At 67.4% G+C, this 25429-nt stretch carries 38 protein-coding genes; 35 read left to right on the forward strand and 3 right to left on the reverse strand.

The features are described 5' to 3' along the window. Positions 1-42: 42 nt before the first annotated feature. The 3 genes from KV557_RS04705 to rfbA are packed head-to-tail and all read right to left on the reverse strand — an operon-like array spanning position 43 to position 2456. The gene (locus KV557_RS04705; protein WP_218198370.1) at positions 43-939 is read right to left on the reverse strand and encodes a glycosyltransferase family 2 protein; all 897 of its coding nucleotides are present in this window, start codon (positions 937-939) and stop codon (positions 43-45) included. Positions 940-984: 45 nt separating this feature from the next. After that, the gene (locus tag KV557_RS04710) at positions 985-1584 is read right to left on the reverse strand and encodes a dTDP-4-dehydrorhamnose 3,5-epimerase family protein (protein ID WP_218198372.1); all 600 of its coding nucleotides are present in this window, start codon (positions 1582-1584) and stop codon (positions 985-987) included. Next, positions 1581-2456 carry a glucose-1-phosphate thymidylyltransferase RfbA gene (gene rfbA / locus KV557_RS04715; RefSeq protein ID WP_218198373.1) on the reverse strand — a complete coding sequence of 292 codons (876 nt, stop codon included), beginning with the start codon at positions 2454-2456 and terminating at the stop codon, positions 1581-1583. Before rfbA ends, KV557_RS04710 begins: the two co-directional genes overlap by 4 nt. Before the next feature lie 116 nt (positions 2457-2572). Here rfbA and rfbB point away from each other — a divergent pair, with 116 nt between their 5' ends. The 35 genes from rfbB to rpsK all read left to right on the forward strand — a co-directional run bounded on the left by rfbB (position 2573) and on the right by rpsK (position 25312). Next, complete coding sequence (gene rfbB / locus KV557_RS04720; protein WP_218198375.1) at positions 2573-3550, forward strand: dTDP-glucose 4,6-dehydratase; 978 nt, start codon at positions 2573-2575, stop codon at positions 3548-3550. Further along, on the forward strand, positions 3547-4881 hold the full coding sequence (locus KV557_RS04725) for a lipopolysaccharide biosynthesis protein (RefSeq protein WP_218198376.1): 1335 nt from the start codon (positions 3547-3549) through the stop codon (positions 4879-4881). Before rfbB ends, KV557_RS04725 begins: the two co-directional genes overlap by 4 nt. An 81-nt stretch (positions 4882-4962) precedes the next feature. Beyond that, the gene (locus tag KV557_RS04730; RefSeq protein ID WP_256176937.1) at positions 4963-5655 is read left to right on the forward strand and encodes a glycosyltransferase family 2 protein; all 693 of its coding nucleotides are present in this window, start codon (positions 4963-4965) and stop codon (positions 5653-5655) included. Further along, on the forward strand, positions 5652-6059 hold the full coding sequence (locus tag KV557_RS04735) for a DUF2304 domain-containing protein (protein WP_218198378.1): 408 nt from the start codon (positions 5652-5654) through the stop codon (positions 6057-6059). Before KV557_RS04730 ends, KV557_RS04735 begins: the two co-directional genes overlap by 4 nt. A 98-nt stretch (positions 6060-6157) precedes the next feature. Continuing rightward, positions 6158-7717: a hypothetical protein gene (locus KV557_RS04740; RefSeq protein WP_218198379.1), complete on the forward strand. Its 1560-nt coding sequence runs from the start codon at positions 6158-6160 to the stop codon at positions 7715-7717. Between the two features lie 191 nt (positions 7718-7908). Continuing rightward, positions 7909-9720 (forward strand): hypothetical protein, encoded by a 1812-nt coding sequence (locus KV557_RS04745; RefSeq protein ID WP_218198381.1) that lies wholly within the window; start codon positions 7909-7911, stop codon positions 9718-9720. Positions 9721-10112: 392 nt separating this feature from the next. Continuing rightward, positions 10113-10421 carry a 30S ribosomal protein S10 gene (rpsJ, locus tag KV557_RS04750; RefSeq protein WP_012785157.1) on the forward strand — a complete coding sequence of 103 codons (309 nt, stop codon included), beginning with the start codon at positions 10113-10115 and terminating at the stop codon, positions 10419-10421. 14 nt (positions 10422-10435) lie between these two features. Continuing rightward, positions 10436-11083 carry a 50S ribosomal protein L3 gene (gene rplC, locus KV557_RS04755; protein ID WP_218198382.1) on the forward strand — a complete coding sequence of 216 codons (648 nt, stop codon included), beginning with the start codon at positions 10436-10438 and terminating at the stop codon, positions 11081-11083. Positions 11084-11087: 4 nt separating this feature from the next. After that, complete coding sequence (rplD, locus tag KV557_RS04760) at positions 11088-11765, forward strand: 50S ribosomal protein L4 (RefSeq protein WP_218198384.1); 678 nt, start codon at positions 11088-11090, stop codon at positions 11763-11765. Further along, entirely contained in the window at positions 11765-12085 is a 321-nt protein-coding gene (gene rplW / locus KV557_RS04765; protein WP_374106590.1) for a 50S ribosomal protein L23, read from the forward strand. Before rplD ends, rplW begins: the two co-directional genes overlap by 1 nt. 43 nt (positions 12086-12128) lie before the next feature. After that, the gene (gene rplB / locus KV557_RS04770; protein ID WP_218198386.1) at positions 12129-12965 is read left to right on the forward strand and encodes a 50S ribosomal protein L2; all 837 of its coding nucleotides are present in this window, start codon (positions 12129-12131) and stop codon (positions 12963-12965) included. Between the two features lie 11 nt (positions 12966-12976). Next, positions 12977-13258 (forward strand): 30S ribosomal protein S19, encoded by a 282-nt coding sequence (rpsS, locus tag KV557_RS04775; RefSeq protein WP_030055821.1) that lies wholly within the window; start codon positions 12977-12979, stop codon positions 13256-13258. 50 nt (positions 13259-13308) lie between these two features. Beyond that, positions 13309-13656, forward strand: a complete 348-nt coding sequence (gene rplV / locus KV557_RS04780; protein WP_033824229.1) for a 50S ribosomal protein L22 — start codon at positions 13309-13311, stop codon at positions 13654-13656. Then, the gene (rpsC, locus tag KV557_RS04785) at positions 13656-14480 is read left to right on the forward strand and encodes a 30S ribosomal protein S3 (protein WP_188301636.1); all 825 of its coding nucleotides are present in this window, start codon (positions 13656-13658) and stop codon (positions 14478-14480) included. Before rplV ends, rpsC begins: the two co-directional genes overlap by 1 nt. A 5-nt stretch (positions 14481-14485) precedes the next feature. Continuing rightward, positions 14486-14905: a 50S ribosomal protein L16 gene (gene rplP / locus KV557_RS04790; RefSeq protein WP_030055824.1), complete on the forward strand. Its 420-nt coding sequence runs from the start codon at positions 14486-14488 to the stop codon at positions 14903-14905. After that, complete coding sequence (rpmC, locus tag KV557_RS04795; RefSeq protein ID WP_063348970.1) at positions 14905-15129, forward strand: 50S ribosomal protein L29; 225 nt, start codon at positions 14905-14907, stop codon at positions 15127-15129. Before rplP ends, rpmC begins: the two co-directional genes overlap by 1 nt. Next, positions 15129-15401 carry a 30S ribosomal protein S17 gene (rpsQ, locus tag KV557_RS04800; protein WP_030055826.1) on the forward strand — a complete coding sequence of 91 codons (273 nt, stop codon included), beginning with the start codon at positions 15129-15131 and terminating at the stop codon, positions 15399-15401. The genes rpmC and rpsQ overlap by 1 nt, the downstream gene beginning before the upstream one ends. Before the next feature lie 102 nt (positions 15402-15503). Beyond that, on the forward strand, positions 15504-15875 hold the full coding sequence (rplN, locus tag KV557_RS04805; RefSeq protein WP_030055827.1) for a 50S ribosomal protein L14: 372 nt from the start codon (positions 15504-15506) through the stop codon (positions 15873-15875). A 15-nt stretch (positions 15876-15890) separates the two neighbouring features. Then, a complete protein-coding gene (rplX, locus tag KV557_RS04810; protein ID WP_030055828.1) occupies positions 15891-16202 on the forward strand; it encodes a 50S ribosomal protein L24 in 312 nt (103 codons plus the stop codon). Beyond that, entirely contained in the window at positions 16202-16771 is a 570-nt protein-coding gene (gene rplE, locus KV557_RS04815; RefSeq protein ID WP_030393302.1) for a 50S ribosomal protein L5, read from the forward strand. The genes rplX and rplE overlap by 1 nt, the downstream gene beginning before the upstream one ends. A 4-nt stretch (positions 16772-16775) precedes the next feature. Continuing rightward, positions 16776-16961: a type Z 30S ribosomal protein S14 gene (locus KV557_RS04820; protein ID WP_030055830.1), complete on the forward strand. Its 186-nt coding sequence runs from the start codon at positions 16776-16778 to the stop codon at positions 16959-16961. 269 nt (positions 16962-17230) lie between these two features. Further along, positions 17231-17638, forward strand: coding sequence for a 30S ribosomal protein S8 (gene rpsH, locus KV557_RS04825; RefSeq protein ID WP_030055831.1), 408 nt, complete (start codon positions 17231-17233; stop codon positions 17636-17638). 22 nt (positions 17639-17660) lie between these two features. Beyond that, positions 17661-18200: a 50S ribosomal protein L6 gene (gene rplF, locus KV557_RS04830; RefSeq protein ID WP_218198392.1), complete on the forward strand. Its 540-nt coding sequence runs from the start codon at positions 17661-17663 to the stop codon at positions 18198-18200. Positions 18201-18203: 3 nt separating this feature from the next. Beyond that, a complete protein-coding gene (gene rplR, locus KV557_RS04835; RefSeq protein WP_218198393.1) occupies positions 18204-18587 on the forward strand; it encodes a 50S ribosomal protein L18 in 384 nt (127 codons plus the stop codon). A 48-nt stretch (positions 18588-18635) separates the two neighbouring features. Further along, entirely contained in the window at positions 18636-19256 is a 621-nt protein-coding gene (rpsE, locus tag KV557_RS04840) for a 30S ribosomal protein S5 (protein ID WP_218198395.1), read from the forward strand. Further along, on the forward strand, positions 19256-19438 hold the full coding sequence (rpmD, locus tag KV557_RS04845) for a 50S ribosomal protein L30 (RefSeq protein ID WP_030055835.1): 183 nt from the start codon (positions 19256-19258) through the stop codon (positions 19436-19438). The genes rpsE and rpmD overlap by 1 nt, the downstream gene beginning before the upstream one ends. Positions 19439-19440: 2 nt before the next feature. Further along, the gene (gene rplO / locus KV557_RS04850; protein ID WP_255752515.1) at positions 19441-19893 is read left to right on the forward strand and encodes a 50S ribosomal protein L15; all 453 of its coding nucleotides are present in this window, start codon (positions 19441-19443) and stop codon (positions 19891-19893) included. 341 nt (positions 19894-20234) lie between these two features. Then, complete coding sequence (gene secY, locus KV557_RS04855; RefSeq protein ID WP_218198397.1) at positions 20235-21545, forward strand: preprotein translocase subunit SecY; 1311 nt, start codon at positions 20235-20237, stop codon at positions 21543-21545. After that, positions 21545-22198, forward strand: coding sequence for an adenylate kinase (locus KV557_RS04860; RefSeq protein ID WP_218198398.1), 654 nt, complete (start codon positions 21545-21547; stop codon positions 22196-22198). Before secY ends, KV557_RS04860 begins: the two co-directional genes overlap by 1 nt. 89 nt (positions 22199-22287) lie before the next feature. Then, positions 22288-23127 (forward strand): type I methionyl aminopeptidase, encoded by an 840-nt coding sequence (gene map, locus KV557_RS04865; protein WP_218198400.1) that lies wholly within the window; start codon positions 22288-22290, stop codon positions 23125-23127. A 170-nt stretch (positions 23128-23297) separates the two neighbouring features. Next, complete coding sequence (gene mscL, locus KV557_RS04870) at positions 23298-23723, forward strand: large conductance mechanosensitive channel protein MscL (RefSeq protein ID WP_218198405.1); 426 nt, start codon at positions 23298-23300, stop codon at positions 23721-23723. A 180-nt stretch (positions 23724-23903) separates the two neighbouring features. After that, entirely contained in the window at positions 23904-24125 is a 222-nt protein-coding gene (gene infA / locus KV557_RS04875) for a translation initiation factor IF-1 (protein ID WP_003956442.1), read from the forward strand. 34 nt (positions 24126-24159) lie between these two features. Beyond that, a complete protein-coding gene (gene rpmJ / locus KV557_RS04880; RefSeq protein WP_003956441.1) occupies positions 24160-24273 on the forward strand; it encodes a 50S ribosomal protein L36 in 114 nt (37 codons plus the stop codon). A 178-nt stretch (positions 24274-24451) separates the two neighbouring features. Continuing rightward, a complete protein-coding gene (rpsM, locus tag KV557_RS04885) occupies positions 24452-24832 on the forward strand; it encodes a 30S ribosomal protein S13 (protein ID WP_188306769.1) in 381 nt (126 codons plus the stop codon). A 72-nt stretch (positions 24833-24904) separates the two neighbouring features. Next, on the forward strand, positions 24905-25312 hold the full coding sequence (gene rpsK, locus KV557_RS04890) for a 30S ribosomal protein S11 (RefSeq protein ID WP_030232513.1): 408 nt from the start codon (positions 24905-24907) through the stop codon (positions 25310-25312). Positions 25313-25429: the final 117 nt, after the last annotated feature.

Consider the following 25429-nt stretch of genomic DNA (forward strand, 5'->3'; position numbering starts at 1 on the left):
TTCCGGTTCGGTCGGATGGTCGTACGGGGGAGGGGTGCTGCCTCAGTACCGGTCGCTGCCGGCGACGTGCCGGAGCAGGGTCTTGGTGCCGTCGCCGTTCCGGTTCTTGACCGCGCCGGGGACCATGGTCAGTGCGTGGATCCGGGACGACAGGTGAAGCCGGGATGCCTTGGCGGCCTTCGGCCAGCCGTGCGCGTCCAGCCGGTCGGCGACGTCCCGGAAGAAGCGGTTGGCCTCCTCGAAGCGGACGCCGGTGAAGGCCTGCGCCGAGGAGATGCTCACCGCGTGCCGGCGGTACTGGAAGCAGGTCTTGTCGGTGATCATCATCTGCTCGCCGGCCTGCAGCAGGTCGATGACCAGCGCGAGGTCCTGGGTGACCTCCAGGTTGTCCCGGAAGCCGGCGGCCCGGACGGCCTCGGTGCGCCAGCAGATGGAGGGGAAGAACAGCCAGTTGCCGCGCAGCAGGCTGGTGGCCAGCTCCTCCCCGCCCATCAGCTTGCGGCCGTTGACCTTGGGCGAGTAGATGCGCTTCTTGGCCTGGTCGGCCAGACCCTCGGTGGGCTTGCCGTCGCCGTCGATGACCTGGACGCCCGGCTGGATCATGCCGATGTCCGGGTTGTCCTTCAGGACGGCCCGGACGGTGGCGACGTAGTCCGGCAGCATGATGTCGTCGGTGCCCATCATGACGAAGTTCTTTTCGCGCACCAGGCCGAGGCACTTGCGGTAGTTGCCGGTCACGCCGAGGTTCTGCTCGTTGCGCTGGTAGGAGACCCGGTCGTCCCCGAGCTCGGCGAACCAGCCGGGGACGTCCGGCTCCTTGCCGTCGTCCACCACGGTGAGCCGCCAGTTGGGGTCGCTCTGGGCCAGGATGCTGCGCACGGCGGCCTGCATCAGCGCGACGTTGCCGTAGTAGGGCAGCATGATGTCAAGAGTTGTCATGGGCGGCGCACCAGGTTTTCCGGGTAAGTGGGGACGGCGAGAAGGCTACTGGCCGCTGAGAGACCGGCGGAACCGCAGGCACTCCTCGTAGTCCGGCAGCAGGCCGGTCTCCAGGGCCTGCGCCAGGGTCGGAGCGGCCGCGTCACGGGCGGACAGCTGCGGGACCTCGGCCGGCCAGTCGATCGCGAGGTCCGGGTCCAGCGGGTGCACGGCGTGCTCGCCGGTCGGGTTGTACGTCTCCGAGCAGACGTAGGACAGCGTGGCGTCGTCGCTCAGCGCGCAGAAGCCGTGGCCCAGGCCCTCGGAGATGTAGACCGAGCGGCGGTCCACGTCGTCGAGCCGGACGAACTCCCAGCGGCCGAAGGTGGGGGAGCCCACCCGGAGGTCGACGATCACGTCGAGCACCGCGCCGCGCACGCAGCTGACGTACTTGGCCTGCCCCGGCGGGACGTCGGCGAAGTGGATGCCGCGCACGACGTCCTTGGCGGACACCGAGAGGTTGCCCTGGGCCATCCGCAGCGGGTGACCGACGACCTCGGAGAGCCTGTCGAAGCGGTACCACTCCATGAACAGGCCGCGCGGGTCGCCGTGTTGCTGGGGGGTGACCTCCCAGGCGCCCTCGATGGACAGCTCGCGGAACTTCATCGCGCGGCCTCCTCGTCGAGCAGGTTCACCAGGTACTGGCCGTAGCCGCTCTTCAGCAGCGGCTCGGCGAGCTCGCGCAGCTGCTCGGAGGTGAGGAACCCGGCCCGCCAGGCGGCCTCCTCGACGCAGCCGATCTTGAAGCCCTGGCGCTCCTCGATGACCCGGACGAACTCCGAGGCCTGCACCATGGAGACGAACGTCCCGGTGTCCAGCCAGGCGGTACCGCGGTCCAGCACGGTGACCTGGAGCTCGCCGCTCTTCAGGTAGGCGTCGTTGACGGCGGTGATCTCCAGCTCGCCGCGGGCGCTGGGGGTGATGGTGCGGGCGATCTCCACCACGCGGTTGTCGTAGAAGTACAGGCCCGGCACCGCGTAGCGGGACTTCGGCTTCTGCGGCTTCTCCTCGATGGAGATGACCTGGCCGTCCTCGTCGAACTCGACCACGCCGTATGCGGTCGGGTCGGCCACCGGGTACGCGAACACCATGCCGCCCCGCGGGTCGGTGCGCTGGGCGAGCCGGGTGCCGAGGCCGCTGCCGTGGAAGATGTTGTCGCCCAGGATCAGCGCGACCGGCTCGTCGCCGATGAAGTCCGCGCCGAGCACGAAGGCCTGGGCGATGCCCTCGGGCCGCTCCTGCACGGCGTACTGCAGGTCGAGGCCGAACTGCGAGCCGTCGCCGAGGAGGCGTTCGAACTGGTCGCGGTCCTGCGGAGTGGTGATGATCAGAATCTCGCGGATCCCCGCCATGATCAGCGTGGAGAGCGGGTAGTAGATCATCGGCTTGTCGAAGACCGGAAGGAGCTGCTTGGAAACGGCCCGGGTCAGGGGCCAGAGGCGGGAACCGGTGCCACCTGCAAGAAGAATGCCGCGCATGGCGGACACCTTACGTGGCCCGGGGAACCGGGCGACAACCAGGCGTCGGGGCCCGAACGGGCCCCGGGTACCTGGGGCGATGACCCCTGCGCGCGCGCACTATACTCAGCCGCACTATGCGCATCCTCGTCACCGGCGGCGCCGGATTCATCGGTTCCCAGTTCGTGCGCGCGCTGCTGTCGGGGGACCCCGCGGCCCGCGTCACCGTTTTCGACAAGCTGACCTACTCGGGCGTTGAGGAGAACCTCGCGCCGGTGGCCGACCACCCCGGCTACACCTTCGTCCGCGGCGACATCTGCGATGTCGACGCCGTCGACCAGGCCATGCCCGGCCACGACGCGGTGGTGCACTTCGCCGCCGAGTCGCACGTCGACCGCTCCATCGCCGGCGCCGGCCCGTTCGTGATGACGAACGTGGTGGGCACCCAGGTGCTGCTCGACGCCGCCCGTAAGCACGGCGTCGGCCGCTTCGTCCACGTCTCCACCGACGAGGTCTACGGCTCGATCACCGAGGGCTCCTGGACCGAGGACTGGCCGCTCGTGCCGAACTCCCCGTACTCCGCCTCCAAGGCCGGCTCGGACCTGCTGGCGCTGGCCTACCACCGCACCCACGGCATGGACGTCGTGGTCACCCGGTGCTCCAACAACTACGGGCCGTACCAGTTCCCCGAGAAGGTCATCCCGCTCTTCACCACCAACCTGATCGACGGCAAGCGCGTCGGCCTGTACGGCGACGGCGGCAACATCCGCGACTGGCTGCACGTCTCGGACCACTGCCGCGGCATCGACCTCGCGCTGCGCAAGGGCCGGGCCGGCCAGGTCTACAACATCGGCGGCGGCGTCGAGCTCACCAACAAGGAGCTCACTGGCCTGCTGCTGGAGGCCAGCGGCCAGGGCTGGGACATGGTCGACCGGGTCGAGGACCGCAAGGGCCACGACCTGCGCTACTCGCTGGACATCACCAAGATCCGCGAGGAGCTCGGCTACGAGCCGCAGGTCACCTTCGAGGAGGGCCTCGCCTCGACCATCGCCTGGTACCGCGACAACCGCGCCTGGTGGGAGCCGCTCAAGGTGAGGGCCGCGCAGCAGTCGTGAACGACGAGGGCAGCACGGCGACCGGACGCCGTTCACCGCTGGCCAAGGTGCTCAGCGCGCTCCCCCCGGGCACCCAGCTGGTGATCGGGGGGACCGTGCTGCTCGGGGCGGCCTCCTACGCGCACCTGATGGCCGCGGGCTACAGCCTCAGCAAGCCGAACATGGCATCGGTCTCGCTGCTCTGGACCATCCTGATGTCGGTCGGCCTGGGCCTGTTCTTCCCGGTCGAGCAGGAGCTCACCCGCATCGTGGCGGCCCGGGTGGTCGGCGGGCAGGGCGTGGCCCCGGTGCTGCGCCGCACGCTGGTGATCACCGCCACGATGCTCGTGGTGCTGACCGGCGGGATGGCGGTCGCCGTCCGCCCGCTGGCGGACACCTTCTTCGACGGCCGCACCGACATGGTCCTGGCCTTGGCCGCGGCCTTCGTTGCCATGGCGGCCGGCAACGTCACCCGCGGCGTCCTGGCCGGCCTCGGCCGCTTCGGCGCGTACGGCACCCAGCTGGCCGTCGACGGCGCGCTGCGGATCGCGATCGCGCTCGGCTGCGCGCTCGGCCATGTCCGCTCGCCGCTGGTCTTCGCGCTGATCCTGACCGTTGCCCCGCTGGTGGCCGTCCTGGTCACCCTCCGGCCGCTGCTCTCGAGCGTGCGCCCCGGTCCGCAGGTCGCCTGGTCGGCGCTCACCTCCGGGCTGGCCCCGCTGGTCGCCTCCACGCTGCTGTCGCAGGTCGTGGTCAACGCGGCGGTGGTGAGCACCCAACTGCTCGCGCCCGACAACGCCGCCCTGGTGGCCGGCCTGCTGAACGCCGTGGTGCTGGCCCGCGTCCCACTGTTCGTCTTCGGCTCGCTGCAGGCCTCGCTCCTGGCCGGGCTGTCGAGCACCGCGGCCGCCGGCGACCGCGCCGGCTTCTCCAAGCTGCTCGGCAGGACCTGCGTGGTGGTGACCGTCCTCGGCCTGGCCGGCGGCATCCCGGCGACCATCCTCGGCCCCTGGCTGATCCAGGTGCTGTTCAAGGCCGACGACGTGCTCGGCTCGCTGGACTTCCTGTGGATGTCCGCCGGCACGCTCTGTTACATGCTCGCCATGGTGCTCGGACAGGCCCTGCTGGTGCTGCACCGGCACCGGCTCCAGCTGCTCGGCTGGGCGTTGGGAACTGTTGCACTGATCGTAACCACCCTGGTACCTGGGCCCATCGCTACCCGGGTCTGCCTCGCGTACACTTTGGGTTCGCTGACTGCTGTCGTATGCATGTTCGCCGCGGTTCGGCTGACCTTCCTGCGCGAGCCTCCGGCCGCCCAGTCCGCGCGCCCCTCACTCGTGGACACGGTATGACGACGCCGACATTGCCGACGTCCGCGCAGCTTCTTCTCCTCGCAACCCGAAACTCGCGGCCCACGGCTGCGGCATGGAGTCATGATGTCCGACTATGACGATGTGTGGCTGGTCATCCCGGCCTACAACGAGGGAACCGTCATCGCCGACGTGATCGAGGGTGCCCGCAAGACCTTCCCGAACATCGTGGTGGTCGACGACGGCAGCACCGACAACTCGGTTGAACACATCATGACAACCGGTGCGCACCTGGTCCAGCACCCGGTCAACCTCGGCCAGGGAGCGGCCCTCCAGACCGGTCTGGCGTACGCGCTGAAGCAGCCGGGCTCGAAGTACTTCGCGACCTTCGACGCCGACGGCCAGCACCAGACGCCAGACGTCGAGAGGATGGTCGCCCTGCTGCGCGCGGACGAGGCCGACGTGGTCCTCGGCTCGCGCTTCATCGAGCAGACCGGCGAGGTGCCGTGGATCAAGCGGGTGGTCCTGCGGACCGCCGCGACGATCAGCCCGACCGCGCGCAAGCTCAACCTCACCGACTCGCACAACGGCCTCCGGGTGATCAACCGGACGGCGGCCGAGAAGCTCCGCATCACCATGAACGGCATGGCTCACGCGTCGGAGATCGTCGCCTTCCTGGCCTCCTCCGACCTGCGGGTCACCGAGGTACCGGTCGACATCCTGTACACCGAGTACTCCCGCTCCAAGGGCCAGTCGCTGATCAACGGCGTCAACATCCTCTTCGACATCTCGCTCCGGGAGCGTGGCCGCAAGTGAAGTACATCTGGATTCAGCTGCTGCTGCTGATCGGCACCGGCACGCTCTCGCTGGCCTTCGTGCGCAACTGGGACCGCGCGCACACCCGCGCCTGGAAGCGCATGGCGTTCTTCGCCTTCGTGATCGCCAACGTCTACGCCGTGTTCCGGCCGCAGGACGTGACCTGGATCGCCAACCAGCTCGGCGTCGGCCGCGGCACCGACCTGGTGCTCTACCTGCTCGTCGTCGGCATGGCCTTCATGACGCTCAACACCTTCATGCGCTTCCGCTCGCTGGAGAAGAAGCTCACGGACCTCGCTCGTACCGTCGCCGTGAACGACGGCCAGCGGGTCAACAACGAGCGCTTCGCGGACGAGCAGCCGGCCGGGGAGCGCCCGGCGTCCGAGAAGATAGCTCAGGGCTGAGATCCGGCCCGCCGTGCGGCGGGCCGGCACGTTGTCGCTTCGGAGAAACAAGAATCATGTCTGCGCGGGCCGCCGGGCCTCGAATACGTTTTTCGCACGTGATCGGTCTGGCAGCCCTGGAGGCGGCCGCCGGCGCATTGGTGGCCGTCGGCTTTACCCGCCTGTGTATGTCGATCGACGTGAACCCGGTGCAGCGGATCGGCCAGGTGAGCGGCCTGGCCGCGATGCAGCTTCGCTTCATCCTGGTCTTCATCGTCATCGCGCTGGTCTGGTGGGCGCTGAGCCGGTCTATCTCCAGGCCGGTGGCACTGCGGGTCGCCTGCGGCTCGCTGGCGGGCTTGGCCAGCGGCCTTGTCGCCGGCGGCGTGGCGGTCATCCTGCGTGGTACCGAGTGGCCGCTGAACGGGACATCGGGGGACTCCGGGCAGCTCCAGCAGTGGGTCTTCGACATCCAGCACGGCCGCTCGATCTCCGACGTCTATCCGCCGCTCTTTCCTCGGGCCCTCACGTGGTGGACCGAGGTGTTCAATCCCGATCACCCGGGCGCCGGGCTCAAGATGTTCGGCATGGTGCTGCTCGCGTTCTCGGGCCCGGCGGTCTACCTGGCCTGGCGGTTGCTCCTTCCCCCGCTCTGGGCGCTCGGGCTCGGCGTGGTCGCGGTCTTCCCGCTCGTCAGCCCGGCCAAGCCCTACGCGGACATCCCCCTGCTCGTCCTGATCCCGCTGCTCGCCAAGTTCGTCGAGACGATCCTGCGAGCCGCGAGGTTCAGCGCGAAGGCCTCGCTGCTGTCGGGTGCGGTGTTCGGTGCAGCTTTCGGCCTGCTGTTCCTCTGGTACTCGGGCTGGTTCGTCTGGTCCGCGCCCGGGGTGCTGGCGCTGGTCATCGTCATGATCGCCAGGGTCGCCCGAGAAGGGGGACGCCCCGCTCTGCTGCGTGCGGCGACGGTGATGGGTGCGAGCGCGGTGACCTTCCTGCTGATCGCCGGGTCCTACGCGATCCGGCTGATCAGCAACTCCGGCGAGCCGGACACCTACATGTACTTCGACACCAACAGCGATCCGGCGTACTTCGTCATGTGGCAGGGCGACCAGCCCGGTGCGGCAGCGAACGGCCTCTGGCCGCCGCCGGGCGAACTGGGGGGCGTCGGCGTCTTCGTGCTGCTGCTGGTGGTGGGCATCGGCGTCGCACTCTGGCTCGGCTCGAGCCTGCCGGTCGTCCAGGTGGCCGCGTTCTGCATGCTCGGGGCGTTCCTGCTGAGGTACTGGTTCGCCTCGCACATGGAGCGCGACCAGCTCGTCCAGCTCTACCCGAGGACCTCGGCAGAACTGCTCTACTGCAGCATCGTGTTGTGCGCGATGGCCGGCTACCTGATCAGCCAGAAGTTCGCAGGCCGCGGCGCGGTCGAGCCCGAGACGCCGAGACACCGCCTGCCGATCTCGGCACCCGCGCTGCGGACCAGCGGCGCCGTGTTGTGCGCGCTGGCCTTCTTCGCGGCGATGGCCGGATCGTCCACGGTGGACCGGTTCATGCCGTCCGGCGACCAGAACTCCCACGGTGCGCAGGGCTGGACCGCACAGACCACCCGGCTGCCGAACGGCCACTGCCCGAAGTTCGCGCCCGAGGGGAAGTGCCACGAGCCGAAGCCGCTGGTCCGCTGAGGACGGTCACGACTTGTGAGAGTGGCGTGAAAGTTGCGCGCCGTGACAGAATTCCGACGCCGATTCCGGCAGGTAGTTTGGTTGCGGAAAGAGCGTGTCGGCCAACCGCATTCCGCCGAGCCACTCGGTACACCACCCGGTCACACAGGCTGACCCGGTCAACCACGTTGATGTCCCAGGGGAGATAGCCCGTGGATCTGAGCACAGCCGTCGACGACCAGCCGGAGTCGGCCAGCAGTGAACGATCGGCCCGCGTGTCCGCCACTGCGACGCCGCCTTCGGCGACGTGGATCCGCCTGCGGGCCCTGACGACCCGCCGCTGGTTCTGGCCGGTGGCCCTACTGGTCGGCTACGTCGGACAGACCCTGTTCCGACTCTCCCTGTCGATCAACAACTACTACCCGTCGGTCCACGCGGACGAGGACTCCTACCTCGTCATCGCCCGGGTGCTGGCCGGCCGGCCGACCACCGAGATGCCCGTCGGCGTGGTCATCCCGGGCGGGTACCCGCTGCTGCTGTCGCCGGCGCTGCGGATCGCCGACAACCCCGCGACCGCGTACCACCTGATCATGGGCATCAACGCGGTGCTCAACGCGCTGGTCTTCCCGCTGGTCTTCGTCGCCGCCCGCCGCCTGGGCCTCGCCCGGCCGCACGCGTACCTGACGGCGACGGCCGCGGCCCTGGCGCCGCCGGTGGTCTTCTACTCCCAGTTCGTGATGTCGGACACCGTGCTCCCGGTGCTCCTGTTGGCCTGGCTCATCACCATGCACGGCTGGCTCTCGCCCGGCTCCCTGCGCCGCCGCTCGCTCTACGCGGTGGGGATGGGCGTGGCGGCCGGCTACACGATGGCCACCCACGACCGCGGCGGCGTGGTGGTGGCGCTGACCGGGCTGGTCCTGGTCGTGGTGCTGGCCTTCGGCTGGGCGCCTCGGCTCGCCTCGCTGGCCGGGATCGGCGGCCTCGGGGTGACGTACCTGGGGGCCAAGCTGCTGGCCGGCTTCATCGAGAACCAGTTCAAGGACGTGCCGCCGAGCACGGTCGGCAACAAGGTCTTCGAGAACCTCGGCGACAGCAAGTACATCGGAACGATCATCGCCCGGACCTTCGGCCAGCTCTGGTACTTCATGACCTCCACGTACGGCTTCGGGGCGGTCGCCTTCGTGCTGTGCGTGGTGGTCGTCTTCCGCCGCGCCTTCACGGTCGCCGACCGGGTGGTGGCCTTCTGCATGGCCGCGATGCTGTTCGGCGTCGCGCTGGCCGCCGCGGCCGGCCTGGCGGACACCAACCGGACGGACAACTGGGTGTATGCCCGGTACTGCGCGGTGCTGGTGCCGCTGTTCCTGGTGGTCGGCCTGGTTGCGCTGTTCCGGGCCGGGGTCGGCCAGCTGCTGAAGCTCGCGCTGGCCGGTGCGCTGGTGATCGGGGTCATCCAGCTGTCGGTGGGCGCGTACGCGGGCTCCGAGCTGCGGCAATGGGTCCTGCCGTGGACCGTCCCGGACGCGCAGTTCCTGGCCTCGACCTGGGACGGCGTGCACATGAGCCGGACCACGGCGGGCGCGCTCGCGGTGCTGGGCGCCTGCCTGCTGCTGCGGGCTGCGGGCGGCCGCCGGGTGGTCGCGGCCGTGGTCGGCTGCCTCACCGTGTTCACCGCCTACGCGACGGTCGTCATCACCGACAACGTCGCCGAGCCGCACACCAAGACCCGCAAGTACGAGGCCGTCGGCCTGGCCAAGGAGGCCGGCCTGACCAAGGGCGACAACCTGATCATGGACTGGGACCTCGACTGGGGCACCAGGATGGCGCTGTCCTTCGAGGTCTACTGGGGCCGGGTCTGGACCAACAACGTGAAGGGCGGCAACGCCCCGCAGGAGCAGGCCAACACGGTGCTGCTGACGCTGCCGAAGGACGCCAGCCCGGAGTCCAGCTGGCCGAAGCCGCCGGCCGGCTGGCACGTCGCGAAGTACAGCAAGGACCGCGGCTGGGTGCTCTGGCGCAAGGGCTGATCAGCGCGATCACCCGATCGGGGCCGATGAGGGAGACCTCACCGGCCCCGATTGGCATCCGGGCTGCTCCATGTGGCAGTATGTCCAAGTTGCTCGGTTGAGTGCCGATGCTGCGCGCCTCCCGCCGGGAGGACCGGAAGCGAGTCCCATGTACTCGTCGTTCCCGTGATGGCCGTTAAGCGTGAAGTCGACGCCACGGCAGCTGCGGGGCGAAAGTACGGGAATCTTCCGGGAAGCGTGTGCGGGGCCTCGACCCGGCCCCCCCAACCCCGAAAGTTCGAAACCGACGAGTTCTTCGCCGGTTTTTTGCAAGCGCGAGTGCGACACGCCCGAGCGCGGGGGTCGGAGGGAAGTCGTGTGGCAACTATCGACAGAAGGACTACTGAGTAGCCATGGCGGGACAGAAGATCCGCATCCGGCTCAAGGCCTACGACCACGAGGTCATCGACTCCTCGGCGAAGAAGATCGTCGAGACGGTGATCCGTACTGGTGCGCAGGTCGCAGGCCCGGTGCCGCTGCCCACTGAGAAGAACGTGTACTGCGTCATCCGCTCGCCGCACAAGTACAAGGACTCGCGCGAGCACTTCGAGATGCGTACTCACAAGCGTCTGATCGACATCCTCGACCCCACGCCGAAGACGGTTGACTCGCTCATGCGTCTCGACCTGCCGGCTGGCGTCGACATCGAGATCAAGCTCTGAGAGGCGCACCGAAGATGGCTAAGCAGATTAAGGGCATCCTGGGCGAGAAGCTCGGCATGACCCAGGTCTGGGACGAGAACAACCGGGTCGTTCCGGTGACCGTCGTCAAGGCTGGGCCCAATGTCGTGACCCAGGTCCACACCGCCGACAGCCCGGCCGGCTACGACGCCGTCCAGATCGGCTTCGGCGAGATCGACCCCCGCAAGGTGAACAAGCCCCTCGCGGGTCACTTCGCCAAGGCCGGTGTCACCCCGCGCCGCCACCTGGTCGAGCTCCGCACCGCGGATGCTTCCGAGTACACCCTCGGCCAGGAGATCACCGCGGAGCTGTTCGAGGCGGGTGTCAAGGTCGACGTGACCGGCACCTCCAAGGGCAAGGGCTTCGCCGGTGTCATGAAGCGCCACAACTTCCGGGGCCTCGGCGCCGGTCACGGTGTGCAGCGCAAGCACCGCTCGCCCGGCTCGATCGGTGGCTGCGCCACCCCGGGTCGCGTGTTCAAGGGCGTGAGGATGGCCGGCCGGATGGGCCACGAGCGTGTGACCACCCAGAACCTGACCATCCATGCCGTTGACGCGGAGAAGGGGCTGCTCCTGATCAAGGGTGCAATCCCGGGCCCGAACGGCGGCCTCGTCCTCGTCCGCACCGCGGCGAAGGGGCTGTGAGGATATGAGCACCATTGACATCCTGTCGCCCTCGGGCGACAAGACCGGCAGCCTTGAGCTGCCGGCCGAGATCTTCGACGCGAAGGTCAGCGTTCCGCTGATGCACCAGGTCGTCGTGGCGCAGCTCGCTGCGGCCCGTCAGGGCACCCACAAGACCAAGACTCGTGCCGAGGTCCGCGGTGGCGGCAAGAAGCCGTACCGCCAGAAGGGCACCGGCCGCGCCCGTCAGGGCTCGACCCGTGCGCCGCAGTTCGCCGGCGGTGGCGTTGTGCACGGTCCCGTGCCGCGCGACTACTCGCAGCGGACCCCGAAGAAGATGATCGCCGCCGCCCTGCGCGGTGCGCTCACCGACCGGGCCCGCCACAACCGCATCCACGTCATCACCGACGTGACCGCGACCGAGGCGCCGTCGACCAAGGCCGCCAAGGGTCTGTTCGGCAAGATCACCGAGCGCAAGAACATCCTCCTCGTCGTCGAGCGTGCCGACGAGCTGGGTCTGAAGAGCGCCCGCAACCTGCCGCACGTGCACATCCTGGACGCCGGTCAGCTGAACACCTACGACGTGCTCGTCTCCGACGATGTGGTCTTCACCCAGGCCGCCTTCGAGCGTTTCGTGGCGGGTCCCGCCGCGTCCGCCAAGGCCGTGGCTGCTGAGGGCGAGCTCGAAGGGAGCGCCGCCTGATGGCTGCAGAGATCACGAGCAAGACGTTCACGGACCCCCGTGACGTCCTGGTGAAGCCGGTCATCTCCGAGAAGAGCTACAGCCTTCTCGACGAGAACAAGTACACGTTCATCGTGTCGCCGGGCGCCAACAAGACCCAGATCAAGCAGGCCGTCGAGGCGGTCTTCTCGGTCAAGGTCGAGGCTGTCAACACGATCAACCGTCAGGGCAAGCGCAAGCGCTCCAAGACGGGCTTTGGCAAGCGCAAGGACACCAAGCGCGCCATCGTGAAGCTGGCTGAGGGCAACCGCATCGACATCTTCGGTGGTCCGGTCTCCTAACGGAGATCGTGATCGTCGATAAGGACGAGGACGAGAGAGCCAAATGGGCATCCGCAAGTACAAGCCGACTACGCCGGGCCGTCGTGGCTCCAGCGTGGCCGACTTCGTAGAGATCACGCGGTCCACGCCGGAGAAGTCGCTGGTTCGCCCCCTGCACAGCAAGGGCGGCCGTAACAACGCCGGTCGGATCACCGTTCGCCACCAGGGTGGCGGTCACAAGCGCGCCTACCGCGTGATCGACTTCCGTCGTCACGACAAGGACGGCGTGCCGGCCAAGGTCGCGCACATCGAGTACGACCCGAACCGCACCGCGCGCATCGCGCTCCTGCACTACGCGGACGGCGAGAAGCGCTACATCATCGCGCCGCGCGGCATCGCGCAGGGTGACCGGATCGAGAACGGCGCTGGCGCCGACATCAAGCCGGGCAACAACCTGCCGCTTCGCAACATCCCGGTCGGTACGACCATCCACGCTGTGGAGCTGCGTCCCGGTGGCGGTGCCAAGATGGCCCGCTCCGCCGGTGCCGGCATCCAGCTGCTGGCGCGTGAGGGCAAGATGGCGCACCTGCGCATGCCCTCCGGCGAGATCCGCCTGGTCGACGCGCGCTGCCGCGCCACCGTCGGCGAGGTCGGCAACGCCGAGCAGTCGAACATCAACTGGGGCAAGGCCGGCCGCATGCGCTGGAAGGGCGTCCGCCCGACCGTGCGTGGTGTCGCCATGAACCCGATCGACCACCCGCACGGTGGTGGTGAGGGTAAGACCTCTGGTGGTCGCCACCCGGTCTCGCCGTGGGGCCAGAAGGAGGGTCGCACCCGTCGCCCGAAGAAGGCGTCGGACGCTCTCATCGTGCGCCGCCGCAAGACCAACAAGAAGCGCTAGGAGCAGGTCAGATGCCGCGCAGTCTCAAGAAGGGCCCCTTCATCGACGGCCACCTTCTCAAGAAGGTGGACGCGCAGAACGAGGCGGGTACCCAGAACGTCATCAAGACCTGGTCCCGTCGCTCCGTGATCTTCCCGGCCATGCTCGGCCACACGATCGCGGTGCACGATGGCCGTAAGCACGTCCCGGTGTTCGTCACCGAGTCGATGGTCGGCCACAAGCTCGGCGAGTTCGCGCCGACGCGTACGTTCCGCGGTCACGTCAAGGACGACCGCAAGTCGAAGCGTCGCTAGTCGCCAGCGAGATTACCGACTCAATGACTTACACCAGCAAGGGGACAACCATGGAAGCCAGGGCCCAGGCGCGGTACATCCGCGTCACGCCCATGAAGGCCCGCCGCGTGGTGGACCTCATCCGTGGCCTGAATGCCACGGAGGCCCAGGCGGTCCTGCGTTTCGCTCCGCAGGCCGCCACCGTGCCGGTCGGCAAGGTGCTCGACAGCGCCATTGCCAACGCCGTGCACAACTACAACCACAACAACGTGGACGACCTCGTCATCAGCGAGGCGTACGTTGACGAGGGCCCGACCCTGAAGCGGTTCCGTCCGCGTGCCCAGGGTCGTGCCTACCGGATCCGCAAGCGGACCAGCCACATCACCGTGGTCGTCAGCAGCAAGGAAGGGACCCGGTAATGGGCCAGAAGGTTAACCCGCACGGGTTCCGCCTCGGCATCAGCACGGACTTCAAGTCCCGCTGGTACGCCGACAAGCTGTACAAGGACTACGTCAAGGAAGACGTCGCCATTCGTCGCATGATGACGAAGGGCATGGAGCGCGCCGGCATCTCCAAGGTCGAGATCGAGCGCACCCGCGACCGCGTCCGCGTTGACATCCACACCGCTCGCCCCGGCATCGTCATCGGCCGCCGTGGCACCGAGGCCGACCGCATCCGCGGCGACCTCGAGAAGCTGACCGGCAAGCAGGTCCAGCTGAACATCCTCGAGGTCAAGAACCCCGAGCTGGACGCCCAGCTCGTGGCTCAGGGCGTCGCGGAGCAGCTGTCCTCGCGCGTCTCCTTCCGCCGTGCCATGCGCAAGTCGATGCAGGGCACCATGAAGTCCGGCGCCAAGGGCATCAAGGTGCAGTGCTCCGGTCGTCTCGGCGGCGCCGAGATGAGCCGTTCGGAGTTCTACCGCGAGGGCCGTGTGCCGCTGCACACCCTGCGCGCGAACGTCGACTACGGCTTCTTCGAGGCCAAGACGACCTTCGGCCGTATCGGTGTGAAGGTCTGGATCTACAAGGGCGACGTCAAGAACATCGCCGAGGTCCGCGCTGAGAACGCCGCTGCCCGCTCGGGCAACCGCCCGGCCCGTCCCGAGGGTGGTCGTCCCGCCCGCGGTGGCGAGCGCCGTGGTGGCGAGCGCGGTGGCCGTGGCCGTCGCCCCGCCGCTGCCGAGGCCCCCGCGGCCGCGGCGGCCGAGGCTCCGGCTGCCGAGAACACCGGAACGGAGGCCTGACTCAAATGCTGATCCCCCGTCGGGTCAAGCACCGCAAGCAGCACCACCCGAAGCGCCGTGGCGCTGCCAAGGGTGGCACCGAGCTCGCCTTCGGCGAGTACGGCATCCAGGCCGTCACCCCGGCCTACGTGACGAACCGGCAGATCGAGTCCGCTCGTATCGCCGTCACCCGTCACATCAAGCGTGGCGGCAAGGTCTGGATCAACATCTACCCGGACCGTCCGCTCACCAAGAAGCCGGCCGAGACCCGCATGGGTTCCGGTAAGGGTTCGCCCGAGTGGTGGATCGCGAACGTGCACCCGGGTCGGGTCATGTTCGAGCTGTCGTACCCCAACGAGAAGGTGGCTCGTGAGGCGCTGACCCGCGCAGCTCACAAGCTCCCGATGAAGTGCCGGATCATCCGGCGCGAGGCAGGTGAGAGCTGATGTCGGCCGGCACCAAGGCTGCTGACCTCCGCGAGCTGGACAACGAGGGTCTCGTTGCCAAGCTCCGTGAGGCCAAGGAGGAGCTGTTCAACCTCCGCTTCCAGGCGGCGACCGGGCAGCTCGACAACCACGGACGGCTCAAGCTCGTCCGTAAGGACATCGCGCGGATCTACACCCTGATGCGCGAGCGCGAGCTGGGCATCGAGACGGTGGAGAACGCCTGATGACTGAGAACACCAACGAGACGCGCGGTTTCCGCAAGACCCGTGAGGGTCTCGTCGTCAGCGACAAGATGGACAAGACCGTCGTCGTCGCCGTCGAGGACCGCGTCAAGCACGCTCTGTACGGCAAGGTCATCCGCCGTACGAACAAGCTGAAGGCGCACGACGAGGCGAACGCCTGTGGCATCGGCGACCGGGTCCTCCTCGCGGAGACCCGCCCGCTGTCCGCGACGAAGCGCTGGCGCGTCGTCGAGATCCTCGAGAAGGCCAAGTAACGAAGTTGATGCGGTACGGCCGTATGTGCATCAGGCCCCTTGCGGGCGCTGGTGTGAGCAGCGGCCGGCCCGTCAGCTCTCGTTGACGATCAGGAGAAAGCTGTGATCCAGCAGGAGTCGCGACTGCGTGTCGCCGACAACACGGGCGCGAAGGAAATCCTTTGCATCCGCGTTCTCGGTGGCTCCGGTCGCCGCTACGCCGGTATCGGGGACGTCATCGTCGCCACCGTCAAGGACGCGATCCCCGGCGGTTCGGTGAAGAAGGGTGACGTCGTCAAGTGCGTCGTCGTCCGTACCGTGAAGTCGCGCCGTCGTCCCGACGGTTCGTACATCCGGTTCGACGAGAACGCCGCCGTCGTCCTCAAGAACACCGAGGGTGACCCCCGCGGTACCCGCATCTTCGGCCCGGTGGGCCGCGAGCTGCGCGACAAGAAGTTCATGAAGATCATCTCGCTTGCGCCGGAGGTGCTCTAACCCATGGCGAACAGCATGAAGATCAAGAAGGGTGACCTGGTTCAGGTCATCACCGGCAAGGACCGCGGCAAGCAGGGCAAGGTCATCCAGGCCATGCCCGCCGAGAACAAGGTCCTGGTCGAGGGTGTGAACCGGGTCAAGAAGCACACCAAGCCGGGCCCGGGCACTCAGGGTGGCATCGTCACCGTCGAGGCCCCGGTGCACGTCTCCAACGTCCAGCTGGTCGTGGAGAAGGACGGCAAGAAGGTCGTCACCCGCGTTGGCTACCGCTTCGATGACGAGGGCAACAAGATCCGCGTTGCCAAGCGAACCGGTGAGGACATCTGATGTCTGAGACGACTGTTGAGAAGGTGACCCCCCGTCTCAAGGAGCGTTACAACTCCGAGATCAAGGGTCAGCTGCAGGAGCAGTTCTCGTACGAGAACGTCATGCTGACGCCCGGCCTGGTCAAGGTCGTCGTCAACATGGGTGTCGGCGAGGCCGCCCGTGACAGCAAGCTGATCGAGGGCGCGATCCGCGATCTGACCGCGATCACCGGTCAGAAGCCGGCCGTGACCAAGGCTCGCAAGTCCATCGCGCAGTTCAAGCTGCGCGAGGGCCAGCCGATCGGCACCCACGTCACCCTCCGTGGTGACCGCATGTGGGAGTTCCTGGACCGTCTGGTTTCGCTGGCCCTGCCGCGAATCCGTGACTTCCGTGGCCTCTCCCCGAAGCAGTTCGACGGCCGTGGCAACTACACCTTCGGTCTGACCGAGCAGGTTATGTTCCACGAGATCGACCAGGACAAGGTCGACCGTCAGCGCGGTATGGACATCACCGTCGTGACCACCGCTCAGACCGACGACGAGGGCCGGGCGCTCCTGCGTGCTCTGGGCTTCCCGTTCAAGGAGGCGTGAGCCAATGGCGAAGAAGTCCCTCATCGCGAAGTCCGAGCGCAAGCCGAAGTTCGGCGTCCGGGCCTACACCCGGTGCCAGCGCTGCGGCCGTCCGCACTCGGTGTACCGCAAGTTCGGCCTCTGCCGTGTGTGTCTTCGTGAGATGGCGCACCGTGGCGAGCTGCCGGGTGTGACCAAGAGCTCCTGGTAATCCAGGACCTCGCGGTAACGCCATAGCGAAGCAGGTGTGCCCGACCCCACAGAGCCCCTTTTTGGGGCTACGTACGGAATCCCGTAGGGTAGTGAGGTCGGGCCCCCTGTCGCGGGAGCTCCATAGCTGCCGTCGACCCTCTTCGGAGGGCTCGCACCCAGTCTTACGACGCCGCAGGTCCCCTGCGTCTGTGCCCCCGCCGCACTCCTCGGAGTGCGGCGGGGGGACCTGGCGCGGAGAAACCACGGCGAGAGAGGCCTGAGGCCATCATGACCATGACCGACCCCATCGCAGACATGCTCACGCGTCTGCGTAACGCTAACTCGGCGTACCACGACTCCGTGGCGATGCCGGCCAGCAAGATCAAGGCGCACGTCGCCGAGATCCTGCAGCAGGAGGGGTACATCTCCTCCTACAAGGTTGAGGAGCCCGTTGAGGGCGAGGTCGGCAAGAAGCTGACCATCGAGCTCAAGTTCGGCCCCAACCGTGAGCGCTCGATCGCTGGCATCAAGCGGATCAGCAAGCCGGGCCTGCGGGTCTACGCAAAGTCCACCAACCTGCCGAAGGTGCTCGGCGGCCTGGGCGTGGCGATCATCTCCACGTCCTCCGGTCTCCTCACCGACAAGCAGGCCGCCAAGAAGGGCGTAGGCGGAGAAGTTCTCGCCTACGTCTGGTAATTCGGGAAACGGAGGTACAGCAATGTCGCGCATTGGACGGCTGCCCATCCCGGTTCCCGCCGGCGTGGACGTCACCATCGATGGCCAGGCGGTCTCGGTGAAGGGCCCCAAGGGCTCCCTCACCCACCTCGTCGCCGCGCCGATCGAGATCGGTAAGGGCGAGGACGGCACGCTGCTCGTCACCCGCCCCAACGACGAGCGTATGTCGAAGGCCCTGCACGGCCTTTCCCGCACGCTGGTGGCGAACATGATCACCGGCGTGACCGCGGGCTACCGCAAGTCGCTGGAGATCAGCGGTGTCGGCTACCGAGTTCTGGCGAAGGGCTCCGACATGGAGTTCCAGCTCGGCTACAGCCACCCGATCCTGGTCGAGGCCCCGGAGGGCATCACCTTCGTCGTCGAGTCGGCCACCAAGTTCCACGTGGACGGCATCGACAAGCAGAAGGTCGGCGAGGTCGCCGCGAAGATCCGCAAGCTGCGCAAGCCCGACCCGTACAAGGCCAAGGGTGTCAAGTACGCGGGCGAGGTCATCCGCCGCAAGGTCGGAAAGAGTGGTAAGTAAGCGATGAGCGTCTCTGTCAAGATCGGCAAGGGCAACGCCTACAAGGCCGCCGCTCGCAAGCGCCGCGCGATTCGCGTTCGCAAGCGCGTCGTCGGCACCGAGGTGCGTCCGCGCCTCGTCGTGACGCGCTCGAACCGTCACATGGTCGCCCAGGTCATCGACGACGCCAAGGGTCACACCCTGGCGTCGGCGTCCACCCTCGACGTGTCCATCAAGGGCGCCGAGGGCGACAAGACCGAGCTGGCCAAGAAGGTCGGGAGCCTGGTCGCCGAGCGCGCCAAGGCCGCCGGCATCGAGTCGGTCGTCTTCGACCGCGCGGGCAACCGGTACGCCGGCCGCATCGCCGCCCTGGCGGACGCGGCTCGCGAGGCCGGGCTCGACTTCTAAGCCGCTCGTCGGCTCAGTCGACGGACGTAATCGAGAGAGGTAATTCCAATGGCTGGACCCCAGCGCCGCGGTAGCGGCGCCGGCGGCGGCACCGGTGGCGAGCGGCGCGACCGTAAGCGTGACGACCGGGGTAACGCCCCCGCCGTCGAGAAGACCGCTTACGTCGAGCGCGTGGTTGCCATCAACCGTGTCGCCAAGGTTGTCAAGGGTGGTCGTCGCTTCTCCTTCACCGCGCTGGTCGTGGTGGGCGATGGCGAGGGCACCGTGGGTGTTGGTTACGGGAAGGCGAAGGAGGTTCCGGCCGCCATCGCCAAGGGTGTTGAGGAGGCCAAGAAGAACTTCTTCAAGGTTCCCCGTATCCAGGGCACCATCCCGCACCCGATCCAGGGCGAGAAGGCTGCCGGCGTCGTGCTCCTGAAGCCGGCTGCCCCCGGTACCGGTGTTATCGCCGGTGGCCCGGTGCGTGCCGTGCTGGAGTGCGCGGGCATCCACGACATCCTGTCGAAGTCGCTCGGCTCGGACAACGCGATCAACATCGTGCACGCCACCGTGGTGGCTCTGAAGGGCCTCGTTCGCCCCGAGGAGATCGCCGCCCGTCGTGGCCTGCCGCTGGAGGACGTGGCTCCCGCCGCTCTGCTGCGGGCGCGTGCTGCTGGGGTGAGCGCCTGATGGCTCGCCTGAAGATCACGCAGACCAAGTCGTACATCGGCAGCAAGCAGAACCACCGTGACACCCTGCGTTCGCTTGGTCTCAAGCGCATGCACGACGTCGTGGTGAAGGAGGACCGTCCCGAGATCCGCGGGATGGCCCACACGGTCCGTCACCTGGTGACGGTTGAGGAGGTGGACTGATCATGGGCGACAACCCGATCAAGATCCACAACCTGCGTCCCGCCCCGGGTGCCAAGACCGACAAGATCCGCGTGGGTCGTGGTGAGGGCTCCAAGGGTAAGACCGCCGGTCGTGGTACCAAGGGCACCAAGGCCCGCTACCAGGTTCCGCAGCGCTTCGAGGGTGGCCAGATGCCGCTCCACATGCGCCTGCCGAAGCTGAAGGGCTTCAAGAACCCGTTCAAGATCACGTTCCAGGTTGTCAACCTCGACAAGCTGGCCGAGCTCTACCCGCAGGGTGGCGAGGTCACGGTCGAGGACCTGGTCGCGAAGGGCGCGGTTCGCAAGAACTCCCTCGTCAAGGTGCTCGGCACCGGCGAGATCTCGGTCGCGCTGCAGGTGACGGTCGACGCCGTCTCCGGTTCCGCCGCCGAGAAGATCACCGCCGCCGGCGGTACGGTCACCGAGCTCGTCTGAGCCCGCTGACACAGCTTCGAGCCCCGCACCTCCTCCGGGAGGTGCGGGGCTCGTGCTTTTCCGGCCTTTTACCTGCGGGACCGGCCCGGCCGGCGGACCGAAATCAGGCCGGACCGGCCCTCGTTCTTTTGTGTGGCAAACCCGGGCATCCCGTACCCCGTGAGTGGGGGAGGGGCCGTACGCGCTTCTTCCGAGTGGCTGCGCACTGTTAGAGTCCGTGGAGTTCCCTTGTAGGCTGCGCGTAGGCTCGCCTATGCCGTCTGTACGGGAGCCCGAACCGCAAACTCCCCATTCAGGACCGACCCTCCCGCCGACGACGTGCGGGAGGCGCAGGAGGCACCGTGCTCAGTGCGTTCGCGCGGGCGTTCCAGACGCCCGACCTGCGCAAGAAGCTGCTGTTCACGCTGGGCATCATGGTGCTGTTCCGGCTGGGCTCGCACATCCCGATCCCTGGCGTGAGTTTCACCGCGGTGAACGAGTGTGTGAAGGAGACCAAGAACAACGGTCTCTTCGGGCTCGTCAACCTGTTCAGTGGTGGTGCGCTGCTCCAGCTGACGATCTTCGCCCTCGGCATCATGCCGTACATCACGGCGAGCATCATCCTCCAGCTCCTCACCGTCGTGATCCCGCGACTTGAGGCGCTGAAGAAGGAGGGGCAGGCCGGCCAGGCGAAGATCACCCAGTACACCCGCTACCTGACCATCGCGCTCGCGGTGCTGCAGGGCACCGGCATCGTCGCGACGGCCTCCAGCGGTGCGCTGTTCTCCGGCTGCCCGCTGGCCAACCAGATCGTGCCCGACACCGGCGTGTTCCGGATCGCCGTCATGGTGCTGACCATGACCGCCGGCACCAGCGTGATCATGTGGCTGGGCGAGCTGATCACCGACCGCGGTATCGGCAACGGCATGTCGCTGCTGATCTTCACCTCGATCGCCGCGCAGTTCCCGTCCTCGATGTGGAACATCAAGTCGACCGGCACCATCGGCGGTGGCTGGGTCGAGTTCCTGTCCGTGATCGCGGTCGGCATCATCGTTGTGATGCTGGTCATCTTCGTCGAGCAGGCCCAGCGCCGGATCCCGGTGCAGTACGCGAAGCGGATGATCGGCCGCCGGGCGTTCGGCGGCACGTCGACGTACATCCCGCTCAAGGTGAACCAGGCCGGTGTCATCCCGGTCATCTTCGCCTCGTCGCTGCTGTACATCCCCGCCCTGGTGGTCCAGCTGACCAACAGCCAGGCCGGCTGGGCGACTTGGATCCGGACGAACTTCGTCAAGGGTGACCACCCGATCTACATGGCCACCTACTTCCTGCTGATCGTCTTCTTTGCCTTCTTCTACGTCGCCATCTCCTTCAACCCCGAAGAAGTTGCCGACAATATGAAGAAGTATGGTGGGTTCATCCCGGGCATCCGGGCCGGCCGGCCGACGGCCGAGTACCTGAACTACGTGCTCACCCGTATCACGTGGCCGGGTTCGCTCTACCTGGGCCTGATCGCGTTGATCCCGATGATCGCCCTGGTCGCCTTCGGACAGCAGACCAGCTTCCCGTTCGGTGGCACCAGTGTGCTCATCGTCGTCGGCGTCGGACTCGAAACTGTCAAGCAGATCGAGAGCCAGCTCCAGCAGCGCAATTACGAAGGGTTCCTCCGCTGATGCGTATCGTCCTCGTCGGTCCTCCCGGGGCCGGGAAGGGTACTCAGGCGCACCTGCTCGCCAAGACCCTGTCCATTCCCCACATCTCCACCGGCGACCTGTTCCGCGCCAACATCGGCCAGGGCACCCCACTGGGGCTCGAGGCCAAGAGCTACATGGACGCGGGTCGCCTGGTGCCGGATGAGGTCACCATCGGGATGGCCAAGGACCGCATGCTCCAGCCGGACGCCGCCAACGGCTTCCTGCTCGACGGCTTCCCCCGCAACCTTGGCCAGGCCAAGGCGCTCGATGAGTTCCTCGCCGAGCAGGGCATCAAGCTGGACGGCGTGCTGGACCTGGAGGTCCCCGAGGACGAGGTGGTCCGCCGGATCGCCGGCCGTCGCCTGTGCCGCAACGACGGTGGCCACGTGTTCCACGTGGACTACAACGCGCCGAAGGCCGAGGGCGTCTGCGACGAGTGCGGCGGCGAGCTGTACCAGCGCTCGGACGACACCGAGGAGAAGGTGCGCACCCGCCTGGAGGTCTACCACACGGAGACCGAGCCGATCATCGACTACTACGTCCAGCAGGGCCTGGTGGCGACCATCTCGGCCCTCGGCAAGGTGGACGAGGTCACCCAGCGCGCGATCGAGGCGCTGAAGCAGGACAGCTGAGTTTCTCGGCGACGTCTCCCAGGGACGTTTCTTGGCGACGTACGTACGGTGGTAGGCAGTGGCAAACAGAGCGTGGAAGGCGTGACCAGATGGTGGAGATCAAGACCCCCGAGCAGATCGCGAAGATGCGAGCGGCCGGGCTGGTCGTCGCCGAGGCGTTGAAGGCCTGCCGGGAGGCGGTCGCTCCGGGGGTGACCACCCAGGAGCTGAACGACATCGCGGACAAGGTGATCACGGACCACGGTGCCACCTCCAACTTCCGCGCCCACCACGGCGGCCTCTGGTTCCCGGGCGTGATCTGCGCCTCGGTGAACAACGAGGTCGTGCACGGCATCCCCGGCGAGCGGGTGCTCCAGGAGGGCGACATCATCTCGATCGACTGCGGCGCCATCCTGGACGGCTGGCACGGCGACTCGGCGATCACCGTCGCGGTCGGCGAGGTCCGCCCGGAGGTCGAGATGCTGAGCCGGGTGACCGAGGGCTCGATGTGGGCCGGCATCGCCCAGATGAAGAAGAACAACCGCCTGGTCGACGTCTCCAAGGCGATCGAGGGCTTCATCCGCCGCCAGCCGCTGCCCCCGAAGGGCAAGTGGGGCATCACCGAGGGCTACGGCGGCCACGGCATCGGCACCGCGATGCACATGGAGCCGCACGTGCTGAACTACGTCGAGCGCGGCCGCGGCAAGGGCCCGAAGCTGGTGCCCGGCACCGTGCTGGCGATCGAGCCGATGGTCTCGCTGGGCACCCCGCACACCACCGTGCTGGACGACGAGTGGACGGTCGTCACCAACGACGGCACCTGGGCCTCGCACTGGGAGCACTCGGTGGCCGTGACCGAGCAGGGCCCGCTGGTCCTGACCGCCTTCGACGGCGGCAAGGCGGAGCTCGCGAAGCTCGGCATCACCGCGGCGCCGGACCCGCTCGGCTAGTCGCCGGCGGCGTGTCGGGGCGGCCGACTGCCGTTGCTGACAAGGGATCAGAGCCCTGGAGGTTTGAACCTCCAGGGCTTTTGTCCTATTTTTAACGGCTGGCAGTGGCGTCGGTGGCTTCAGTGGCCTCTGGCGCTTCGGGCGCTTTCGAGCGAGCAGGGAGAGAGCAAGTGCTCAAGGGATTCCGCGACTTCATGATGCGCGGCAACGTCGTCGACATGGCGGTCGGTGTCGTCATCGGTGCCGCGTTCACCGCGGTGGTGACCGGCTTCGTGTCCGCCTTCCTCACCCCGCTGGTGGGTGTGGTGGTCGGCGCCGCCGGCGACTTCAGCTCGTACAAGGCGACGGTCGCGGGGGTCACCTTCCCGTACGGCCAGTTCCTCAACGTCCTGATCGCGTTCGTCATGACCGCCGCGGTGCTCTACTTCTGCGTCGTCCTGCCGATCACCAAGGCCACCGCGAAGTACCTGCCGAAGAAGCCGGCGACCCCGAAGCGCCCCTGCCCCGAATGCCTGACCGAGATCCCCGAGGCCGCCCGCCGCTGCTCGGCCTGCACCGCCCACGTCGAGCCGGTGGCGACCCCCATCGGAGTGTGACGGTGACCGCCTTCCGGGGCCCCGGTTTTGGCCCATCGGACGGGCTGGCGTAGGATGGACCGTCGGCTCACTCGTAGCGTGCCCCAGCACGCCCTCTTCCCTTCGGGGGCGGGGTGAACCCAGGTTCGCACGAGCGTTCCGCATACGGTAGCCGGTCCCGGAAGGTGGATCTCGCAGTTCATGGCTAAGAAGCAAGGCGCCATTGAGATCGAGGGCACCGTGATCGAGTCTCTTCCGAACGCGATGTTCAAGGTCGAGCTGCAGAACGGTCACAAGGTCCTCGCGCACATCAGTGGCAAGATGCGCATGCACTACATCCGCATCCTGCCGGACGACCGGGTCGTCGTGGAGCTCAGCCCCTACGACCTCACGCGCGGCCGGATCGTCTACCGCTACAAGTAAGCAAGGCCAGATCTAGACCCGGAGAACCTGAAACATGAAGGTCAAGCCGAGCGTCAAGAAGATCTGCGACAAGTGCAAGGTGATCCGCCGTCACGGCCGGGTCATGGTGATCTGCGACAACCTGCGCCACAAGCAGCGCCAGGGCTGATCTCTCCCCCGCATTTCTCGTAGTACTTCGCGCGACGCGAAAACGTCATAAGCGGGCTACCCGATCCGTCCTTGCGACAAGGCGGACTGCCGCCCCCGGTCAGAGGCCGGGGCTCCATCGTCGAGAGGCGAAGGAGTAGGTAGCACGCAAGACCTCTGAAGAAACACAGGAGCCTTGAATGGCACGCCTCGCTGGCGTTGATCTCCCCCGTGAGAAGCGGATCGAGATCGCCCTCACCTACGTGTACGGCATCGGCCGTACCCGCGCTCAGCAGACCCTGGCCGAGACCGGCGTCAACCCGGATGTCCGCGTTCGCGACATCTCCGAGGATGACCTCGTCAAGCTGAGCCAGTACATCGACGCCAACTACACGGTCGAGGGTGACCTCCGCCGTGAGGTGGCCGCCGACATCCGCCGCAAGGTCGAGATCGGCTGCTACGAGGGTCTGCGTCACCGCCGTGGCCTGCCGGTCCGCGGCCAGCGCACCCACACCAACGCGCGTACCCGCAAGGGCCCGCGTCGCGCGATCGCCGGCAAGAAGAAGCCGGGCAAGAAGTAGTCCGTCCCGTCACCGGACATCCCTCCGGCCCGCGGGTCAGCGGACCGACCACCTCAGTAGGAGAACAGACTTATGCCCCCCAAGGGTCGTCAGGCTGCCGGCGCGAAGAAGATCCGCCGCAAGGAAAAGAAGAACGTCGCTCACGGCCACGCGCACATCAAGAGCACGTTCAACAACACCATCGTTTCGATCACCGACCCCGCGGGCAACGTGATCTCCTGGGCCTCCGCCGGCCACGTCGGCTTCAAGGGCTCGCGCAAGTCCACCCCGTTCGCCGCGCAGATGGCCGCCGAGGCCGCTGCCCGTCGCGCGCAGGAGCACGGCATGCGCAAGGTTGACGTCTTCGTGAAGGGTCCGGGCTCCGGCCGCGAGACCGCGATCCGTTCGCTCCAGGCCACCGGCCTGGAGGTCGGCTCGATCCAGGACGTCACCCCCACCCCGCACAACGGCTGCCGTCCGCCGAAGCGCCGCCGCGTCTGACGCAGCGCCTTCGGGCACGCGGTAGTACTGCTTTAAACCTCGTACGGGGTCCCCTGTGGTGAGTGTCACTGCGTGCGGGACCCCGTACGCTTGGTCCTGTCGGCATCAAATAGTGGG

This window comes from Kitasatospora aureofaciens, assembly GCF_019192735.1.
Taxonomy (GTDB): Bacteria; Actinomycetota; Actinomycetes; order Streptomycetales; family Streptomycetaceae; genus Kitasatospora; species Kitasatospora aureofaciens_A.

Excerpts from the sequence above, each read along its gene's own strand:
- rpsE (WP_218198395.1), top strand. The coding sequence starts at position 18,636 with ATGGCTGGACCCCAGCGCCGCGGTAGCGGCGCCGGCGGCGGCACCGGT.
- rplO (WP_255752515.1), top strand. The coding sequence starts at position 19,441 with ATGGGCGACAACCCGATCAAGATCCACAACCTGCGTCCCGCCCCGGGT.
- map (WP_218198400.1), top strand. The coding sequence starts at position 22,288 with ATGGTGGAGATCAAGACCCCCGAGCAGATCGCGAAGATGCGAGCGGCC.
- KV557_RS04705 (WP_218198370.1), bottom strand. The coding sequence starts at position 939 with ATGACAACTCTTGACATCATGCTGCCCTACTACGGCAACGTCGCGCTG.
- rpsC (WP_188301636.1), top strand. The coding sequence starts at position 13,656 with ATGGGCCAGAAGGTTAACCCGCACGGGTTCCGCCTCGGCATCAGCACG.
- KV557_RS04820 (WP_030055830.1), top strand. The coding sequence starts at position 16,776 with ATGGCGAAGAAGTCCCTCATCGCGAAGTCCGAGCGCAAGCCGAAGTTC.
- rplE (WP_030393302.1), top strand. The coding sequence starts at position 16,202 with ATGTCTGAGACGACTGTTGAGAAGGTGACCCCCCGTCTCAAGGAGCGT.
- KV557_RS04710 (WP_218198372.1), bottom strand. The coding sequence starts at position 1,584 with ATGAAGTTCCGCGAGCTGTCCATCGAGGGCGCCTGGGAGGTCACCCCC.
- rpsH (WP_030055831.1), top strand. The coding sequence starts at position 17,231 with ATGACCATGACCGACCCCATCGCAGACATGCTCACGCGTCTGCGTAAC.
- rfbB (WP_218198375.1), top strand. The coding sequence starts at position 2,573 with ATGCGCATCCTCGTCACCGGCGGCGCCGGATTCATCGGTTCCCAGTTC.
- rplV (WP_033824229.1), top strand. The coding sequence starts at position 13,309 with ATGGAAGCCAGGGCCCAGGCGCGGTACATCCGCGTCACGCCCATGAAG.
- rplB (WP_218198386.1), top strand. The coding sequence starts at position 12,129 with ATGGGCATCCGCAAGTACAAGCCGACTACGCCGGGCCGTCGTGGCTCC.
- rplF (WP_218198392.1), top strand. The coding sequence starts at position 17,661 with ATGTCGCGCATTGGACGGCTGCCCATCCCGGTTCCCGCCGGCGTGGAC.
- rplW (WP_374106590.1), top strand. The coding sequence starts at position 11,765 with ATGGCTGCAGAGATCACGAGCAAGACGTTCACGGACCCCCGTGACGTC.
- rpsQ (WP_030055826.1), top strand. The coding sequence starts at position 15,129 with ATGACTGAGAACACCAACGAGACGCGCGGTTTCCGCAAGACCCGTGAG.
- rplX (WP_030055828.1), top strand. The coding sequence starts at position 15,891 with ATGAAGATCAAGAAGGGTGACCTGGTTCAGGTCATCACCGGCAAGGAC.
- rpmJ (WP_003956441.1), top strand. The coding sequence starts at position 24,160 with ATGAAGGTCAAGCCGAGCGTCAAGAAGATCTGCGACAAGTGCAAGGTG.
- rfbA (WP_218198373.1), bottom strand. The coding sequence starts at position 2,456 with ATGCGCGGCATTCTTCTTGCAGGTGGCACCGGTTCCCGCCTCTGGCCC.
- rpsM (WP_188306769.1), top strand. The coding sequence starts at position 24,452 with ATGGCACGCCTCGCTGGCGTTGATCTCCCCCGTGAGAAGCGGATCGAG.
- rplD (WP_218198384.1), top strand. The coding sequence starts at position 11,088 with ATGAGCACCATTGACATCCTGTCGCCCTCGGGCGACAAGACCGGCAGC.
- rplC (WP_218198382.1), top strand. The coding sequence starts at position 10,436 with ATGGCTAAGCAGATTAAGGGCATCCTGGGCGAGAAGCTCGGCATGACC.
- rpsS (WP_030055821.1), top strand. The coding sequence starts at position 12,977 with ATGCCGCGCAGTCTCAAGAAGGGCCCCTTCATCGACGGCCACCTTCTC.
- rpsJ (WP_012785157.1), top strand. The coding sequence starts at position 10,113 with ATGGCGGGACAGAAGATCCGCATCCGGCTCAAGGCCTACGACCACGAG.
- rpmD (WP_030055835.1), top strand. The coding sequence starts at position 19,256 with ATGGCTCGCCTGAAGATCACGCAGACCAAGTCGTACATCGGCAGCAAG.
- KV557_RS04730 (WP_256176937.1), top strand. The coding sequence starts at position 4,963 with ATGATGTCCGACTATGACGATGTGTGGCTGGTCATCCCGGCCTACAAC.
- infA (WP_003956442.1), top strand. The coding sequence starts at position 23,904 with ATGGCTAAGAAGCAAGGCGCCATTGAGATCGAGGGCACCGTGATCGAG.
- rplP (WP_030055824.1), top strand. The coding sequence starts at position 14,486 with ATGCTGATCCCCCGTCGGGTCAAGCACCGCAAGCAGCACCACCCGAAG.
- rplR (WP_218198393.1), top strand. The coding sequence starts at position 18,204 with ATGAGCGTCTCTGTCAAGATCGGCAAGGGCAACGCCTACAAGGCCGCC.
- rpmC (WP_063348970.1), top strand. The coding sequence starts at position 14,905 with ATGTCGGCCGGCACCAAGGCTGCTGACCTCCGCGAGCTGGACAACGAG.
- rpsK (WP_030232513.1), top strand. The coding sequence starts at position 24,905 with ATGCCCCCCAAGGGTCGTCAGGCTGCCGGCGCGAAGAAGATCCGCCGC.
- KV557_RS04860 (WP_218198398.1), top strand. The coding sequence starts at position 21,545 with ATGCGTATCGTCCTCGTCGGTCCTCCCGGGGCCGGGAAGGGTACTCAG.